The sequence below is a fragment of the Williamsia sp. MIQD14 genome (genome assembly GCF_051025635.1).
Taxonomy (GTDB): domain Bacteria; phylum Actinomycetota; class Actinomycetes; order Mycobacteriales; family Mycobacteriaceae; genus Williamsia_A.
Genome location: NZ_JBPFDG010000005.1, coordinates 17,990 through 33,726, shown reverse-complemented (window position 1 = coordinate 33,726; position 15,737 = coordinate 17,990). Strand labels below are relative to the sequence as shown.

15 protein-coding genes and 1 tRNA gene are annotated in these 15,737 nt (G+C 68.0%); 3 read left to right on the top strand and 13 right to left on the bottom strand.

All coding sequences use genetic code 11. The features are described 5' to 3' along the window. Positions 1 to 19: 19 nt before the first annotated feature. Both ACQ7HM_RS17605 and ACQ7HM_RS17600 read right to left on the bottom strand, forming a co-directional pair. Positions 20 to 2,395, bottom strand: a complete 2,376-nt coding sequence (locus ACQ7HM_RS17605; protein ID WP_434217545.1) for a Tex family protein — start codon at positions 2,393 to 2,395, stop codon at positions 20 to 22. After that, positions 2,392 to 3,219 (bottom strand): shikimate 5-dehydrogenase, encoded by an 828-nt coding sequence (locus tag ACQ7HM_RS17600; RefSeq protein WP_434217544.1) that lies wholly within the window; start codon positions 3,217 to 3,219, stop codon positions 2,392 to 2,394. Before ACQ7HM_RS17600 ends, ACQ7HM_RS17605 begins: the two co-directional genes overlap by 4 nt. A gap of 122 nt (positions 3,220 to 3,341) precedes the next feature. Between ACQ7HM_RS17600 and ACQ7HM_RS17595 the strand changes: the two genes are divergently transcribed. The 3 genes from ACQ7HM_RS17595 (at position 3,342) to ACQ7HM_RS17585 (ending at position 6,445) form a co-directional block, all read left to right on the top strand. After that, positions 3,342 to 4,019: a DedA family protein gene (locus ACQ7HM_RS17595; RefSeq protein WP_434217543.1), complete on the top strand. Its 678-nt coding sequence runs from the start codon at positions 3,342 to 3,344 to the stop codon at positions 4,017 to 4,019. Position 4,020: 1 nt separating this feature from the next. Next, positions 4,021 to 4,839: an Fpg/Nei family DNA glycosylase gene (locus ACQ7HM_RS17590; protein WP_434217542.1), complete on the top strand. Its 819-nt coding sequence runs from the start codon at positions 4,021 to 4,023 to the stop codon at positions 4,837 to 4,839. Positions 4,840 to 4,990: 151 nt separating this feature from the next. Beyond that, a complete protein-coding gene (locus ACQ7HM_RS17585; protein WP_434217541.1) occupies positions 4,991 to 6,445 on the top strand; it encodes an amino acid permease in 1,455 nt (484 codons plus the stop codon). Here the strand turns inward: ACQ7HM_RS17585 and ACQ7HM_RS17580 are convergent. From ACQ7HM_RS17580 to ACQ7HM_RS17530, 11 genes are all read right to left on the bottom strand, one after another. After that, positions 6,442 to 7,923, bottom strand: coding sequence for a flavin-containing monooxygenase (locus ACQ7HM_RS17580; RefSeq protein WP_434217540.1), 1,482 nt, complete (start codon positions 7,921 to 7,923; stop codon positions 6,442 to 6,444). The two genes, ACQ7HM_RS17585 and ACQ7HM_RS17580, sit on opposite strands and share 4 nt — an antisense overlap. A 42-nt stretch (positions 7,924 to 7,965) precedes the next feature. Continuing rightward, positions 7,966 to 8,100 carry a hypothetical protein gene (locus ACQ7HM_RS17575; RefSeq protein WP_434217539.1) on the bottom strand — a complete coding sequence of 45 codons (135 nt, stop codon included), beginning with the start codon at positions 8,098 to 8,100 and terminating at the stop codon, positions 7,966 to 7,968. 329 nt (positions 8,101 to 8,429) lie between these two features. Beyond that, on the bottom strand, positions 8,430 to 8,996 hold the full coding sequence (locus tag ACQ7HM_RS17570; protein ID WP_434217538.1) for a hypothetical protein: 567 nt from the start codon (positions 8,994 to 8,996) through the stop codon (positions 8,430 to 8,432). Then, positions 8,993 to 9,886, bottom strand: coding sequence for a hypothetical protein (locus ACQ7HM_RS17565; RefSeq protein ID WP_434217537.1), 894 nt, complete (start codon positions 9,884 to 9,886; stop codon positions 8,993 to 8,995). Before ACQ7HM_RS17565 ends, ACQ7HM_RS17570 begins: the two co-directional genes overlap by 4 nt. Positions 9,887 to 9,998: 112 nt before the next feature. After that, positions 9,999 to 10,072, bottom strand: a tRNA-Pro gene (locus ACQ7HM_RS17560). Between the two features lie 93 nt (positions 10,073 to 10,165). Continuing rightward, entirely contained in the window at positions 10,166 to 11,593 is a 1,428-nt protein-coding gene (der, locus tag ACQ7HM_RS17555; RefSeq protein WP_434217536.1) for a ribosome biogenesis GTPase Der, read from the bottom strand. Next, positions 11,590 to 12,276, bottom strand: a complete 687-nt coding sequence (gene cmk / locus ACQ7HM_RS17550; protein ID WP_434217535.1) for a (d)CMP kinase — start codon at positions 12,274 to 12,276, stop codon at positions 11,590 to 11,592. The genes der and cmk overlap by 4 nt, the downstream gene beginning before the upstream one ends. Then, positions 12,273 to 13,235: a pseudouridine synthase gene (locus ACQ7HM_RS17545; RefSeq protein ID WP_434217534.1), complete on the bottom strand. Its 963-nt coding sequence runs from the start codon at positions 13,233 to 13,235 to the stop codon at positions 12,273 to 12,275. Before ACQ7HM_RS17545 ends, cmk begins: the two co-directional genes overlap by 4 nt. 2 nt (positions 13,236 to 13,237) lie before the next feature. Beyond that, complete coding sequence (gene scpB / locus ACQ7HM_RS17540) at positions 13,238 to 13,903, bottom strand: SMC-Scp complex subunit ScpB (protein WP_434217533.1); 666 nt, start codon at positions 13,901 to 13,903, stop codon at positions 13,238 to 13,240. A 10-nt stretch (positions 13,904 to 13,913) separates the two neighbouring features. Then, positions 13,914 to 14,762, bottom strand: a complete 849-nt coding sequence (locus ACQ7HM_RS17535) for a segregation and condensation protein A (protein ID WP_434217532.1) — start codon at positions 14,760 to 14,762, stop codon at positions 13,914 to 13,916. Then, positions 14,762 to 15,655, bottom strand: a complete 894-nt coding sequence (locus ACQ7HM_RS17530) for a ParA family protein (RefSeq protein WP_235456600.1) — start codon at positions 15,653 to 15,655, stop codon at positions 14,762 to 14,764. Before ACQ7HM_RS17530 ends, ACQ7HM_RS17535 begins: the two co-directional genes overlap by 1 nt. Between the last annotated feature and the right edge of the window lie 82 nt (positions 15,656 to 15,737).

The window sequence follows — 15,737 nt, the reverse complement described above, 5'->3', positions numbered from 1 at the left end:
CGCGTTCCGCGGAACGCGGTCAGCGACCGAAGCCGGCGTTGCGCAGAGCGTCGGCCATCGATCCGGTGGGTGCAGGTGCGGCGCGTCGATCGCCACCTCGGCCACCCTTGTCGTTCCGCGCCTGCGGCTTCTTCGGGCCGTTGCCCGGTCCCCGGTCGCGTGCGGGTCGGGGCGACCTCTGCTTCGTGGGAGCGCCCACCTCGTCGTCGAGTCGCAACGTGAGACCGATGCGCTGACGGTCGGTGTCGACCTCGAGCACCTTCACCTTCACCACCTGACCGGATTTCACCACCTCGTGCGGATCCGAGACGAACGTCGTCGACATCGCCGACACGTGCACCAGCCCGTCCTGGTGGACACCCACATCCACGAACGCACCGAAGGCGGCGACGTTGGTGACCACTCCCTCGAGCACCATGCCCGGCGTCAGGTCGGCGACCTTCTCGACGCCCGCGGCGAAGGTCGCGGTGGCGAACGCCGGTCGCGGATCGCGACCGGGCTTCTCGAGTTCGGCGATGATGTCGCTGATCGTCGGGACACCGAACCGGTCGTCGGCGAACTCCGAGGGCCGCAGCGCGCGCAGCGTTCGGGTGTCACCGATGAGCTCGGCCAGCTGCACACCCGCGCGGTCGAGGATCCTGCGGACCACCGGATACGACTCCGGGTGCACACCCGAGGCGTCGAGCGGGTCGCCGCCGTCGGTGATGCGGAGGAACCCCGCGCATTGCTCGAACGCCTTGGGGCCCAGACGCGGGACGTCGAGGAGCGCCTTCCGAGTGGCGAACGGCCCCTTCTCATCACGATGGGCCACGATGGATTCGGCGAGAGTCGTCGTCACACCCGACACCCGCGACAACAACGGCACCGATGCGGTGTTGAGGTCGACGCCCACGGCGTTCACGGCGTCCTCCACCACGGCGTCGAGGCTGCGGGCGAGGGTCGCCGGGTTGACGTCGTGCTGGTACTGCCCGACGCCGATCGACTTCGGGTCGATCTTCACCAGTTCGGCCAAGGGATCCTGCAGCCGGCGCGCGATCGACACCGCACCGCGGATCGTCACATCGAGCTGCGGCAGTTCGCGACTCGCGTACTCCGACGCCGAGTACACCGACGCACCGGCCTCGCTGACGATCGCCTTCGCGGGCGCGCGGCCATTGCCCTTGCCGATATCGGCGATGAGTTCGGTGGCCAAGGCGTCGGTTTCGCGGGAGGCCGTCCCGTTGCCGATCGCGATCAGGTCGACCCCGTGGCGCGCCACGAGGGCCGCGAGCGTCGCCTTGGCTGTGTCCCACTGCTTCTGGGGCTGATGCGGGAAAATCGCGCAGCTGTCGATCACCTTACCGGTTCCGTCGACGACGGCGACCTTCACACCGGTCCGGAAACCGGGGTCGAGCCCGAGGGTGGTGCGCGCACCGGCCGGTGCGGCCAGCAGCAGATCGTTGAGGTTGCGGGCGAACACCGCGACCGCGTCGTCCTCGGCACGTTTGCGCAACCGCATGCGGGCGTCGCTCTCGGCGGTCAGCATCAGCTTCACCCGCCAGGCCCACCGGACGGTCGTCGCCAGCCATGCGGTCGCCGGCCCCGGGTGCGACAGGTCGACACCGAGTGCCTGCGCCACCATCGCCTGGTAGGCGTCGTCGTCGCCACCGTCGAACGTGAGCGACAGGACCTCTTCCTTGTCGCCGCGCAGAGCAGCGAGGACGCGGTGCGACGGCATCGAGTCGAGGGGCTCGGAGTAGTCGAAGTAGTCGCGGAACTTCTGTCCTGCCGGGGTTTTCGCGACCTCGTCGGTGCGTGGGGCGGTGCGCAGGACACCGTCGGTCCAGAACTTCTCGCGGGTGGCGCCCACGAGGTCGGCGTCTTCGGCGGCGCGTTCGATGAGGATGAACCGCGCTCCGTCGAGCGCGGCGGCACCGTCGGCGACGGCATCGCCGAGGTAGTCGGCCGCGACGGCCTCGGGGTCCAGCGACGGGTCGGCGAGCAAGCGGTCGGCCAGCGGCTCCAGGCCCGCCTCGCGGGCGATCTGCGCCTTGGTGCGGCGCTTGGTCTTGTACGGCAGGTAGATGTCCTCCACGCGCGACTTGGTGTCGGCGGCGTGCAGCGCGGCGCGGAGATCGTCGGTGAGCTTTCCCTGCTCGTCGATGGCCGCGATCACCGCCGCGCGGCGCTCGTCGAGTTCGCGCAGGTATCGCAGGCGTTCTTCGAGCAGTCGGAGCTGCGCGTCGTCCAGACTCCCGGTCGCCTCTTTGCGGTAGCGGGCGATGAACGGGACCGTCGATCCCTCGTCGAGCAGCCCCACCGCGGCGGCGACCTGGTGCTCGGCCACCGCCAGTTCGGCGGCGAGACGGGCGTTCACAGAGGCGATCTCAGGGGTCAGCGCGGGGGTCGAATTCACCCGCCGGACACTACCTGTCGAGAGAACTCCGATGCCCGAGCCACCTGGTCGGGTGTCACCGCCACGCCGGTGTAGCGCTCGAACTGCCGCGCGGCCTGCAGGGCGATGACCTCGGCGCCGGTGACGACGGGGACATCGGCGTGTCGCGCGGCGCGGATGAACGGCGTCTCGGCGGGGAACGCCACCACGTCGAACGCGGTCCGGGCGCCGGCGATCTGCGCGGTGTCGAACGCGAGGGTGTCGGCATCGGCGCCGTCCATGCCCAGCGGTGTCACGTTGACGAGGATCGGGCCGTCGAGAGCGGGCGTCTCGGTGGCCCAGCGGTAGCCGTACTTGTCCGCGAGCGCCGTCCCGGCCGCCTCGTTGCGCGCGACGACGGTCAGGTCGTCGAATCCGGCCGAACGGAACGCGGCGACCACCGCCTTCGCCATCCCGCCCGAGCCGCGGACGACCGCCGGCGCAGCGCTGTCGAGGCCGTGGGAGTCGATGAGTGCGGCGACTGCTTCCATGTCGGTGTTCGACGCGGTGAGCGTGCCGTTGTCGTTGACGATGGTGTTCACCGACTCGATCGATGCGGCCGATGTCTCCATCACGTCGACAAGCGGGATCACCGCCTCTTTGAACGGCATCGACACCGAGCATCCGCGGATGCCGAGCGCACGCACCCCGGCGATCGCACCCTCGATGTCGTCGGTGGAGAACGCCTTGTAGAGGAAATCCAGATCGAGCTCCCGGTAGAGGAAGTTGTGGAACCGGGTCCCGATGTTCGACGGACGTCCCGACAGGGAGATGCAGACGGTCGTGTCCTTGTTCAGCGCGGTCATGCCCGCGATTGTGCCCCCGGCCCCTGTGGTCTCCACCACGAGGAACGGCCGTTTCGCCCGATTTCTGGACAATGGTGGGAATCGCGGCGCGGCGGCCGCACACATCCGAGGAGGACGGTCGAGTGAGCACCCTGGCGGCAACGGCAGCCGATCAGCACGGTTTCACCGGCCTCACGGGCCTCGCGGCCGATGTCCTCGAGCGCATGGGCGACATCGGCATCGGACTGTTGATCTTCGTCGAGACGATCTTCCCGCCCATCCCGAGCGAGGTCGTGTTGCCGTTCGCGGGCTACCTCAGCCGCAGCGGCGACCTGTCCTTCGTCGGCCTGCTCCTCTGGAGCACCGTCGGCGCGTGGCTCGGCGCGTTGGTGCTCTACGGTCTGGGCCGTTGGGTCGGCCTCGACCGCACCGTCGACTTCGCGGTGTGGACCCGCATCGTGAGCCGCCGCGACGCCGAACGCGGAGCGCAGTGGTTCGCGCGCTTCGGCACGTGGTCGGTGTTCCTCGGGCGGATGATCCCCGGCGTCCGCTCGATCATCTCGCTCCCCGCCGGCGCCGGGGCGATGAACCTCGCGGTCTTCAGCGCGTTGACGATCGCCGGGTCTGCGCTGTGGAACGGCCTGCTGCTCGGTGTGGGGGTCGCCCTCGGCACTCAGAACGATCGCTTCCAGGACTACCTCGGGTATTTCGACTACGTCGTCTACACGGTTCTGGCCGTCGCGGTGGTCGTGTTGATCGTCCGACGCCGTCGGCACGTCCGTGAGGACAGCACGCCGCAGCGCGAACCTGTAGACCGGTAGGGTGCCCGAACTTCCCGAAGTCGAGAACGCCCGCCAGGTGGTCGAGAAGGCGCTCGACCGCGTCATCACCGAGATCGACGACACCGACCAGTACGAGTGTCGGCCGCACAAGCCGGGTGAGATCGCCGACGCCCTCGTCGGCGGGCGTCTCACGAAGGCCCTGCGCCGCGGCAAGGCGATGTGGTGTGAGACCGAGACCGCCGACGGCACTGCGGGTCCCACACTCGGAATCCATCTCGGCATGGGCGGTCGCGTCATCGTCACCGCTCCCGAGGGTGAGGACTCCTCGAACTACGGCGGCGGCAACGCGAAGGTCGGGGTCCGGAAGTCCGACAAGCCAGAGTGGACGCGGTTCTCGATGTCGTTCGACGACGGCGGTCAGATGCGTTTGTTCGACAAGCGACGCCTGGGTCGCGTCCGCCTCGAACCCGACATCGACGCACTCGGCCCCGATGCCGCCGAGATCACCCGTGACGAGTTCCGCGACATGATCGCCCGCAGCGCCGCCCCACTGAAGGCGCGACTGCTCGACCAGCATGCGATCGCCGGCATCGGCAACCTCCTCGCCGACGAGGTGCTGTGGCAGTCGTCGATCAATCCCTCGCGACGCGCGAAATCCCTTTCGACGGACGAGGCCGACGAACTCCGTCGTGTCCTGCGCCGCTGCACCCGCGCCGCGATCCGCAAGGGCGGCGTCCACACCGGCGAGATCATCCCCTACCGCAACGCCGATTCCGCGTGCCCGCGCTGCGGCGCGCCCATGAAACGCGGCACGGTCGGCGGCCGCACCACCTGGTGGTGCTCGAAAGAACAGGAATGACCCCGGCCTGGGCGTGACCCGGCGAGCACCCACTCGAAAGTTAGCCTGAGACACAACACTTCGCGACGATACGTTCTGCCGAACGCGCCACGAGCCCGTTCCCCGCGGTGAACACTGACCTCACCATCCGCGTCGGGGCGAAGGACACACGATGACCGCACCAGATCTGCCGTCGGCCGCTGTCGACGACCCCTCCGCCTACGGCTACCGCCCTGAGTTGAAGCGGTCACTCAACTCGTTCCAGGTGTTCGCGGTGTCGTTCGCGTTCATCTCGGTCGCGGTCGGGATCTTCGCGACCTACGACGACCTGCTGGCCAACGGTGGGCCCGTGGGCATCTGGACGTGGCCACTCGCGATGGCGGGACAGCTACTGGTGGCGCTGGTCATCGCACAGTTCGCCGCCCGGATCCCCCTCAGCGGATCGTCGTATCAGTGGGCGTCGCGACTGGCGAACCCCCGCATCGGTTGGATCTTCGGCTGGCTCACCTTCTGCTACCTCATCACCGGTCTCACCGCGATCGACAACGCGATGGCGAGCCAGTGCCTGATGCCGCTGTTCGGCATGGCACCCGACGAGACCACCGCGCGCGTGATCACCGTCGTGATCCTCCTGGTGCAGGCGGTGTTGGCGATCGCCTCGACTCGGCTGGTGGGCCTGATCAACTCCGTCGCCGTGGGCGTCGAGGTGGCCATTGTCGTGGTGCTGGTCGTCGGCTTGCTGGTGGCGGTCGCGATGACCGGCGACGGGTCGATCGACAACCTCACCTCCCGCGGCGTCACGGCCGGATCGGGCGAGTACTGGGCGTTCGGCGGCGGTCTGATGGCGACGATGATCGTCGGTCTCGCGACCCTCGTCGGCTTCGATTCCGCGGCGAACATGGCCGAGGAGGCGAAGAACCCGCACCGCACGGTGCCGCGGGCGATCGTGGGATCGGTGATCGCAGCCGGTGTCCTGGGCATGCTGTTCCTCATCGCGCTGACCGTCGCCATCGACGACGTCGACGCCGTCAGCAAGTCCGGCTCACCCGTCGCCGACATCCTTCGCGCCCAGCTCGGCGCGCCGATGGAACGCATCCTGCTGGTGTGCGTCGGTATCGCGTTCTTCGGCGGCGGGATGGTCACCATGACCTCCTGTGCGCGAACGGTGTTCGCGATGTCGCGCGACGCCCGGTTCCCCGGCCACCGCCTGTTACGCCAGGTGAACCCGCGGACGCAGACCCCGATCGGCGCCACCGTCCTGCCGTTGGTGATCGGCATCCTGACCATGATCGTGTTGCCCGGTGATGCCCTCATCGAGCTGATCACCGCGGGAACGCTGTTCCCCGCCATCACCTACGGGCTGATCGTCGTCCTGTACCTCGCCGTCCGTCGCCGCCTGGGCCGCACCGAGGGCGCGTTCAGCCTCGGACGCCTCGACGTCCCCATTGCGGTCGCCGCCCTGGTGTGGACCATCTTCGCGGTGGTGGTCCTCGTGTCACCCATGTCGACCCCCACGCCGATCGTCATCGTGGTGGGTCTCATCGCCGTCGGCGCGGCGTACCTCGTCTCGATGCTCGCGTTCCGCCGCTCGGTGGTGGCCGATGAGCCCTCGGCCGCAACGCCCTAGCTCGACTCGAGCATCGACCGGTAGCGCTGTTCCCGTTCCGTGAGATCGCGGTCGGCGATCGCGCCGAACGCCGCGGCATCGCGGGTGAACCGTTGGGCGGCATCGGGTGACGCGTTGGGTCCCTCGAGGCGAAAACAACTGGGCGCCAGAGGGCCGAACAGCAGTGCACGTTCGAGGTCCGGCCAACGGTCGACGGAGGGTTCCACGCCGGCAGCCCGCGCGAATGTGATCGCGGCCAGGTTCATCCGGGTCTTCTGCGACTGCCCGCGTCGGGAGCGGTAGTCCGACACAGCATCCCGCAGCTCGTCGTCGGAGGGCATCGGGACGGCACCGCCCCACGCGTAGGCGATCCACCGCGCCTGCAGTTCCAGCGGCACGAAGTAGCCACCGGATTGATCCCACATACCCACGAGCGCCAGGCCGGGCAGGTCGGGGTGAAAGGTGTACCGGTCGGCGTCGATGTGCGCATCGTCGAGGTCGAGGATCGCCCGGACCTCGTCGCTCAGACACGGGATGCTGATCCCGAAACCGGTGCCGAAGAGGATGGTGTCGAACTCCTCGCGGGTTCCGTCGACGAAGGTCACCTCGCTCCCGTCGACGGATTCGATCCACGGGCGCACACCGATACGGCCCTCGGCCACGAGGGGAAGGTAGGTCTGGTTCAGCGTGACGCCCGCGCGGAACAGCGACGGGTCCGCCGGCGGGGCGCCGTACTGCTCGGGGCTCCCGCCCGCCTCCACCACGATCTCACGCAACTGCCGGTCGATCTCGGCAGGCGGCAGTGCGGCGGCGGCCAGCGCACCGAACCGGGTGAAGATCCGGTGATCCGACGGGACCCCGGCGGCGAACTTCAGCAGCACATAACGCTGACGACGTTGGGTGACGACCACCCGGTCGGCGCCGGAATGGGCCAGTTCGGCGGCGATCTCCAGTGCGCTGACGGCACATCCGGCCACCAGTACGCGCGAGCCGCGGTGGTCGTCGGCGCCGCGATAGTGGAAGGTCGACGACACCCCGCCCGATCCGGCGAAGGTGTCCAGGCCGCGGACCGGCGGGATGACCGGCGCCCGGAACCGCCCGGTGGCGATGACCACCCGGTCGAAGACCTCCACCGTGCCCGAGTGCTCGACGCGCCACGAGTCACCGTCACGATCGACGAGATCGACGCGGGTGTGCAACCGGATCCGCGGGGTGATGTCGAAGGTGTCGGCGAACCGGTGCAGGTAGTCGAGGACGTCGTGATTCGACGGGAAGACGGCGTCGCCGTCCGGCTCGAGGTCGCTGAACGCGGTGAGGACGCGGCTGGTGTTGGTGTGCATGGCCGGCCACACGCCGCTGGATCCGGGCCGCCCGGACCACTGGCCGCCCAGTGTCGGTCCCGCCTCGAAGACGGTGACGTCGAATCCCTGGGCCAGCAGCCAGCGGGCGGCGATCACCCCGCCGGGACCTGCCCCGATGACGGCGACGCTCTCGCTCATCGACGTACTGTCCCACGCCGGATGAGGCCGTGGGGCCCGATCTCAGCGTCCGGGCGTCAGCCGGTAGATCAGGCCGGCGACGTCGTCGGTGACGTAGAGGGATCCGTCCGGACCGGGTACCGCGTCGACGCTTCTCCCCCAGCGCTTCCCGGCCGAGTTCTGGAAGCCGGGGGCCACCAGTCGCGCAGGACCGAGAGACCTCGTCGCGGTGTCCCACGGCGCATTGAGAGCGCTTGTGCGAGAGCAATACTTTGAGAAATCGGAAGGCTGGTTCGGTGGCCAGATTTTGATTGTCGGCCCACCGACGAGCGCAGCTCTACGTGCCGCCGGGAAATGGCCGTCACCCGAAACACAACTGGAGCGTCTGATCGCCGCTCTGCAGACCGCAGCCGACGCGTCTCTCGCCCCGACGAGGAACACAGCCGGTTCCGGCAGGCCGCAGCGTGGCTCGGCACAACAGCATCCGCCATCGCCATCGGCGCGCTCGGCGGCAACCTAATGACAGGCTAACCGTCGTAAACCCGTGACGCTCGCACAACTTTCCTGTGCCCGGTTTCATCGCGAATCATGTGCAGGCTGACAACTTCGTCGCCCGCGACGATCCGAAACACACGCACCAGCTCTGCGAGTGAGATCAACGTCAAAGAGGTCTTGCTGCTCTTGTCCGATGCTACAAAGACACCACCGAACTGGTGGGGCGGATCCTCACTGTGCTCCAGGCCGAATATCAGGCTGTGGATGACGCGATCGCACAGCTGACGAAGACCAATGCTCTCGCGCGTCGGCCCCTCGTCCTCGCGACCAAAGAAGTCGGCGAAGTCGTACGCGTCCCAGAAGTCTGGAGCTACGTCCGACAGCGGGAACGATAGAACCGACATCGACTCACCACGGCATTCGTCGCTGATCTTGCCGGGTGTGTCTAGCAACTTGCGGATGGCGAAGCACCCGAACATCACGTCGCGCTCGACGAGAAACGCCGTGCGCTCGGTCCATCTCACCTGACTGCCACGCCGATCAAGCCGCTCGGCGACTCGGTAGAGGTCTTCCTTCCAAGGGACTGAGTCGCTGATCACGGCGTCAAACGACTGACGAGACCCGCGCTGAACCAGTCGACGAGCGTGGTCGCGAGGCCGACGGCCACCTTCGCCTCATCATCGCTGACATTTCCCGGCGCGCTCGGCTGACCACCGTGTCGGTCGTGCTGACCGTGCCAGAGCATCCGCATCATGCCGATGACCACCTCGCGCGGAGGCGCTTTCGGGTGTTCTCGTGTCATCTGGAGCGACCAGTCGCCTTGATTCTCCATTTGACTCAGAACCGTCCCGAGGGTTGCGGACTTATTCGTGGGCGACACAACCGGGATCGCGGCATCTTCGACTGCGAGAATCGCCAGGCGGTAGGCCTCGCTCACGTTCGGCGCCGGCGAGTAGAGAGCTTCCCACGCCGAGGCCAAACGAACACCGGCCTTCGCAGCGCGCGCCATCACCGAATCGGCCCCGGCCTGAACACCGAGCGGCACTCTGCGGACCAGACCAGGTTTGCCAGCCCGCGTGCCGACGCGCCACGCCGATTTGCTCCGCTCTAGGAGTGCTTCTATCTCCTCCGCCCTGGTTGACGAAGCGCTATGGGCCAACAGATAGTCAGCCACTTGCAGCGGATCGCCCTTCCGCCGGAGCACTCCAATCGCAGAGTCCAAATAGCGGCCCCCACCCGCAACTCCGGTAGATCGTAGGTTGGGCATAGAGATCTGCAGAACCTGACACATCTCTTCCATCAGGTCCTCGTTCAGATTGGCCTCGCTACCTCGGTTGCCTGGATACCTGCGGTGCTGAGTGATGCAGACTCGTATCCACGCCCAGAATGCGGCCTGCATCCATCCGGGTAAGCCATCGTGTAACGCGTCGTATGCAGCGATCTGATTCTCATCATCGACGCCGAGCGGACGCCAGCTCTCATCTGTCACGCGTCTCCCTCGGTTGCCTGCTGGCCGGTTCTTGGCAGCCTGCCCCTGAAATACAAGTAAGGGACCGTTCTCGGATCTTCCGAAAATGGCCCCTGAGTATCTCGTTCAGATGTCGGGCTGACAGGATTTGAACCTGCGACCACTTGACCCCCAGTCAAGTGCGCTACCAAGCTGCGCCACAGCCCGTGGCTGCCCCGTGAGGAGCATCGCCGCTCCGTGAGGAGCAGCGTTGTACAGATTAGCCGACCGGCCCACGCGGGGGCCAATCGCCTCAGCCGCCTACTTGCGTCGCTCGCGCTTCTCGCGGACACGCACGTTGATGCGCACCGGCGAGCCGTCGAAACCGAACTGCTCGCGCAGCTTGCGCTCGAGGAAGCGGCGGTAGCCGGCCTCGAGGAAACCGGTCGTGAACAGCACGAACGTCGGCGGGCGGGTCGCGGCCTGGGTCGCGAACATGACCCGCGGCTGACGGCCGCCACGTACGGGCGGAGGCGTGGCGGCGATGACGTCCTTGAGCCAGCCGTTGAGCTGACCGGTGGAGATGCGCTTGTCCCACGACTCCAGCGCGGTGTCGAGCTGGGGCACCAGCTTCTGCACCGAACGACCCGTCGAGGCGGAGATGTTCACCCGGCGCGCCCATGGCACGCGCGAGAGGTCGCGGTCGATCTCCTTGTCGAGCTGCAGACGCCGGTCCTCGTCGACGAGGTCCCACTTGTTGAACGCGATCACCAGCGACCTTCCGGCCTCCACGATCATCGTCAGCACCCGCTGGTCTTGCTCGGTGATCGGCTCCGAGGCGTCGATCAGCAGTACGGCGACTTCGGCGGCGTCGATCGCCGCACGTGTCCGCAGCGACGCGTAGTACTCGTGACCGCTGGCGGTGTTCACCCGCTTGCGCAGACCCGCGGTGTCGACGAAGTTCCACAACCGCCCACCGAGTTCCACCAGCTCGTCGACGGGGTCGACGGTGGTGCCCGCGACGTTGTCGACCACGGCGCGGTCGGAGTCGGTCAGCTTGTTCAGCAGAGAACTCTTGCCCACGTTGGGCTTTCCGACCAGCGCGACGCGTCGGGGCCCGGCGGGCTGACCGAAGTCACGGGGCGTCTCGGGCAGCACCTCGAGGATGGCGTCGAGCAGATCGCCCGCTCCCCGACCGTGTGCCGCCGACACCGACCGCGGCTCACCGAGACCGAGCGACCACAGAGCGGCGGCCTCCGATTCGACACGCTCGTCGTCGACCTTGTTGGCCGCCAACAGCACCGGTGTCTTCGACCGACGGAGCGCGCGCGCGACGGCCTCGTCGGTGGCGGTGGCACCGACGGTCGCGTCGACCACCAGCACCACGGCGTCGGCGGTGTTCATCGCGAACTCGGCCTGCCGAGCGATGGACTGCCCCATACCCTTCGCGTCGGGCTCCCAGCCACCGGTGTCCTGCACGAGGAATCGTCGCCCCGACCACACCGCGGCGTACGACACGCGGTCGCGCGTCACGCCGGGGATGTCTTCCACGACCGCCTCACGGCGACCGAGGATGCGGTTGACGAGCGTCGACTTGCCGACGTTGGGTCGCCCGACGATGGCCACCGTCGGCATCGGGACGGCGTTGCCGCCCTCACCGTCGTCGCCGAATTCGCCGATCTGCCAGTCGGCTTCGTCCGACCACACACCGTCGACACCGCCGAGATCGAAATCCTGCTGGTCGGTCATGCGCGTGCTCCGATTCGGTCGGTCGCCAACTCCACGAGGTGGTCGATCACCTGCTCGATGGTCATGTCACTGGTGTCGACCACGACCGCGTCGTCGGCGGCACGCAGCGGCGACACCGCGCGGGTGGAGTCGAGGTGGTCGCGGCGCTCGACATCGGCGAGCACCGTGTCGAAATCGCTGGGACGACCCTGCGACAGGTTCTGGTCATGGCGCCGCTGGGCGCGGGCCTGCGCCGAGGCGGTGAGGAAGATCTTCAGCTCGGCGTCGGGGAACACGACGGTCCCGATGTCGCGGCCCTCGACGACGGCGTACTCCCCGGCGACGATGTCCCGTTGCAGCGCAACCATCGTCGTCCGTACGTCGGCGACGGCCGACACCGCGGAGACGGCCTTGGTCACCGCGTCGGTGCGGATCTCGTCAGAGACGTCCTCACCGGCCAGGGTCACCGCATGCGAACCGGGATCGTTCGACAACGTCATCTCGATATCGGCGACGGAAGCGGTGATGGCGTCGGGGTTCTCGAGGTCGGCGCCCGCACGCAGGGCGGCCAGCGTCGCGACGCGGTACATGGCCCCGGTGTCGAGGTAGCGCGCGCCGAGACGATCGGCGACACGGCGCGACACACTCGATTTGCCGGTACCCGCAGGCCCGTCGATGGTGATGATCGCGTGCGGGGCGCTCACATCCCCACCGCCTTGTACAGCGCGCCGACCTCGTCGCGCCCGAGCACCCGCAGGCTGCCCGGGCGCTGGTTGCCGAGGTGCACGGCACCGATCTCGGTGCGGACGAGGCTGAGCACGGGGAACCCGACGTGATCGAGCATGCGACGGACGATGCGCTTACGCCCCTCGTGCAGAACGAGTTTCACCAGAGCCTGGCCCTCCAGGATCTCGAGCACGGCGAAGCCGTCGACCGACACCGGGCCGTCGTCGAGTTCGACGCCGGCCTTCAGGGTGCGGCCGAGTCCGCGCGGCGGGATGCCCTTCACCGTCGCGAGATAGGTCTTGGGCACCTCGAAGGAGGGGTGCATGAGGCGGTGCGCCAGCTCGCCGTCGTTGGTGAGCAGCAACAGTCCCTCGGTGTCGGCGTCGAGACGACCGACGTGGAACAGCCGCTGTCCGGCCATCACGCGCTCGGCGACCACGTCGCCGACGCACGGCCGGTTCTGGTCGTCGGACATCGTCGACTGCCAGCCCTTCGGTTTGTTCAGCGCGAGGTACTGCAGGGTCTCGTCCATCACCACGCGGGCGCCGTCGACACGGACCACCGCGGTGGTCGGGTCGATGCGCATGCCCTGCTCGGTGACGATCTCGCCGTCGACGTCGACACGTCCGGCGGCGATCAGCTCCTCAGCGCCGCGACGCGAGGCGACACCGGCCTGGGCCAGCACCTTCTGCAGACGCACACCGTCGGCGACGTAGTTCGCGCCGTCACCCTCGGGGGTGACGTTCTGGATCTTCGCGGGCTTGGCGTTGTTGATGCGCTCCTGGCCGCGGCGAACGCTGGGCGCCGCACCCTTGGCGACGTGGGCCGTTCCCTTGCGGTGCGGCTTCTTCGGCCGGCCCAGGGAGTTGCCCGTGCGGGAGGCGTTCGAGGTGGTCTTGCTTCGGTCCGGTCTGCCGTCTCGGCTAGCGGGTGTCATGTCTAATCCAGTTCTGAGGTGGTGAGGTCAATCCTCGAGTCTGCCTGCCGGGAGTCCATCTTGGCGAATCGTGGATCGTTGATGATCTCGTCGTCGATGTCGTCGATCACGTCGACATCGGGCAGCAGCGGCGCCAAGTCGGGCAGCTCCGCAAGTGACGCGAGCCCGAGTCGTTCGAGGAACAACTCCGTCGTGCAGTACATCGTCGCGCTGGTCTCGGGGTCGGTGCCTGCCTCGCGGATCAGTCCCCGTGCGAGCAGCGTGCGCATCACGCCGTCGACGTTGACGCCGCGCACCGCACTGACCCGCGTGCGGGTGACCGGTTGCCGGTAGGCGATGACCGCGAGCGTCTCCAGCGCGGCGCGCGTCAGCTTCGACCGCACCCCGTCGAGCAGGAGTTTCTCCACGTAGGGGGCGTAATCGGTGCGTGTGTAGAGCCGCCAGCCGTCACCGGCGTACCGCAGATCGATCCCACTCGACCGCTCGGTGAGTTCGGCCTCGTAGGCGCGCAACGCGTCGGCGACCCGCGCCTCGGGCTCGTTCACCGCGGTCGCCAACGACTCGGTGGTCACCGGCGAGTCGACGACGAGGAGCATCGCCTCGAGCGCCGACCGGAGTTCGTCGTCGGCGAGGGCATCGTGGTCGTCGAACAGCATGTCCTCGGTCATCTGTCGTCTCTCATCCGTAGTCGTCCGCGCTCGTCACGGTGATCTCCTCGGTGTCGCGCTCGCCGGTCCACGACACGTGCAGTGTGCCCAACGCCTCACTCTGCTCGAAGTCGATCGCGCGTTGCCGGAACAGCTCCAGCAGCGCGAGGAAGCGCGCGACGACCTCGAGACCGTTGGCGCATTCGGAGACCAGCGTCGAGAAGTTCACCCACTGCCTCGCGCCGGCGACCCGCAGGATCTCCGTCACCCGCAACACCTGCTCGGGCACCGACACCGCGTCGACGTCGTGCAGGTGCGACAGCCCGACACGCGGCACCGGCTTGGGTGCCATCGCCGTCGCGGCGACCTCGGCGAACTGTTGTGCATCGACGCCCAGGGTCACCTCGGGCAGCAATTTCTCGTATCGGGCCTCCAACGACACCGCTCGCGGATAGCGCTGCAGTGCAGCCGCTTCCAGCTCGGCGAACAGCGCGGCGACCTGTTTGTAGGCGCGGTACTGCAGAAGTCGGGCGAACAGCAGGTCCCGGGCCTCGAGCAACGCGAGATCGTCGGGATCCTCCACCTCGCCGCGCGGCAGGAGTCGCGCGGCCTTGAGATCGAGCAGGGTCGCCGCGACCACGAGGAACTGTGTGGTCTGGTCGAGGTCGACGATCGACCCGATCTTCTTGGTGTAGGCGATGAAGTCGTCGGTGACCGCGTGCAGCGCGACCTCGGTGACGTCGAGTCGTCGCCGGCTGATGAGGTCGAGCAGCAGGTCGAACGGGCCGGAGAAGTTCGTCAGCGACACGTTGAACACCGACGGATCCGGCTCGGCGGCCACGTCTGTCGTGGGTGTCGCGTCGACGGCGTTGTCGGACATCACGATCGGCCGGTGCGGTGCAGCACCTCTCGTGCGAGCGCCCGGTATGCCTTCGCTCCCCCGGACTTCGGTGCCCACGAGGTGATGGGCTCACCGGCGACGCTGGTCTCGGGGAACCGCACGGTGCGGCTGATGACGGTGTCGTAGACGCGCTCACCGAACACCTCGACCACCCGCGCCATCACCTCTCGCGAGTGCAGGGTGCGCGCGTCGAACATGGTCATGAGGATCCCGCCGAGGCTCAACCGCGGGTTCAACCGGTCTCGCACCTTGTCGATGGTGTCGGTGAGCAGCGCGAGTCCGCGCAGGCTGAAGTACTCGCACTCCATCGGGATGAGAACGGTGTCGGCGCAGGCCAGCGCGTTCACGGTGAGCAGTCCGAGCGACGGCTGGCAGTCGATGAGCACGTAGTCGTAGCGGTCGAGGATCGGGTGCAGCGCCCGGCCGAGGGTGTGTTCGCGGCCGACCTCGTTGACGAGCTGGATCTCGGCGGCGGAGAGGTCGATGTTGCTGGGCAGCAGGTCGAGTCCGTCGACACGGGTGCGCATCAGCACGTCGTCGACCGACACCTGCGGCGGCACCAGCAGGTTGTGGACGGTGAGGTCGAGATCGTGGTGCGGGACACCGAGCCCCGCCGACAGCGCGCCCTGCGGGTCGAGGTCCACGAGCAGTACGCGGCGACCGTACTCGGCCAGTGCCGCGCCGAGGTTGATCGTCGACGTGGTCTTGCCGACGCCGCCCTTCTGGTTGCACACCGCGATGACGATCGCGGGACCGTGCCGGTCGAGGGGCTGCGGTTCGGGGACCTCGCGGGTCGCGCGTCCGGTGGGTCCGACGCCCTCGGGTTCCGCCGAGACGTCGGCCTGCGCCGGGCCTCGGGACGGGGTGTCGATGGTGAAGCTGTACTGCTCCAGCGGAACATCGCGCGACGGGGCACCCTGGGCCGGTGGCTGGGGCGTGGTCACGTTGTCGATG

Excerpts from the sequence above, each read along its gene's own strand:
- der (WP_434217536.1), bottom strand. The coding sequence starts at position 11,593 with ATGACCGACCAGCAGGATTTCGATCTCGGCGGTGTCGACGGTGTGTGG.
- ACQ7HM_RS17545 (WP_434217534.1), bottom strand. The coding sequence starts at position 13,235 with ATGACACCCGCTAGCCGAGACGGCAGACCGGACCGAAGCAAGACCACC.
- ACQ7HM_RS17600 (WP_434217544.1), bottom strand. The coding sequence starts at position 3,219 with ATGACCGCGCTGAACAAGGACACGACCGTCTGCATCTCCCTGTCGGGA.
- ACQ7HM_RS17580 (WP_434217540.1), bottom strand. The coding sequence starts at position 7,923 with ATGAGCGAGAGCGTCGCCGTCATCGGGGCAGGTCCCGGCGGGGTGATC.
- ACQ7HM_RS17535 (WP_434217532.1), bottom strand. The coding sequence starts at position 14,762 with ATGTCCGACAACGCCGTCGACGCGACACCCACGACAGACGTGGCCGCC.
- ACQ7HM_RS17585 (WP_434217541.1), top strand. The coding sequence starts at position 4,991 with ATGACCGCACCAGATCTGCCGTCGGCCGCTGTCGACGACCCCTCCGCC.
- scpB (WP_434217533.1), bottom strand. The coding sequence starts at position 13,903 with ATGACCGAGGACATGCTGTTCGACGACCACGATGCCCTCGCCGACGAC.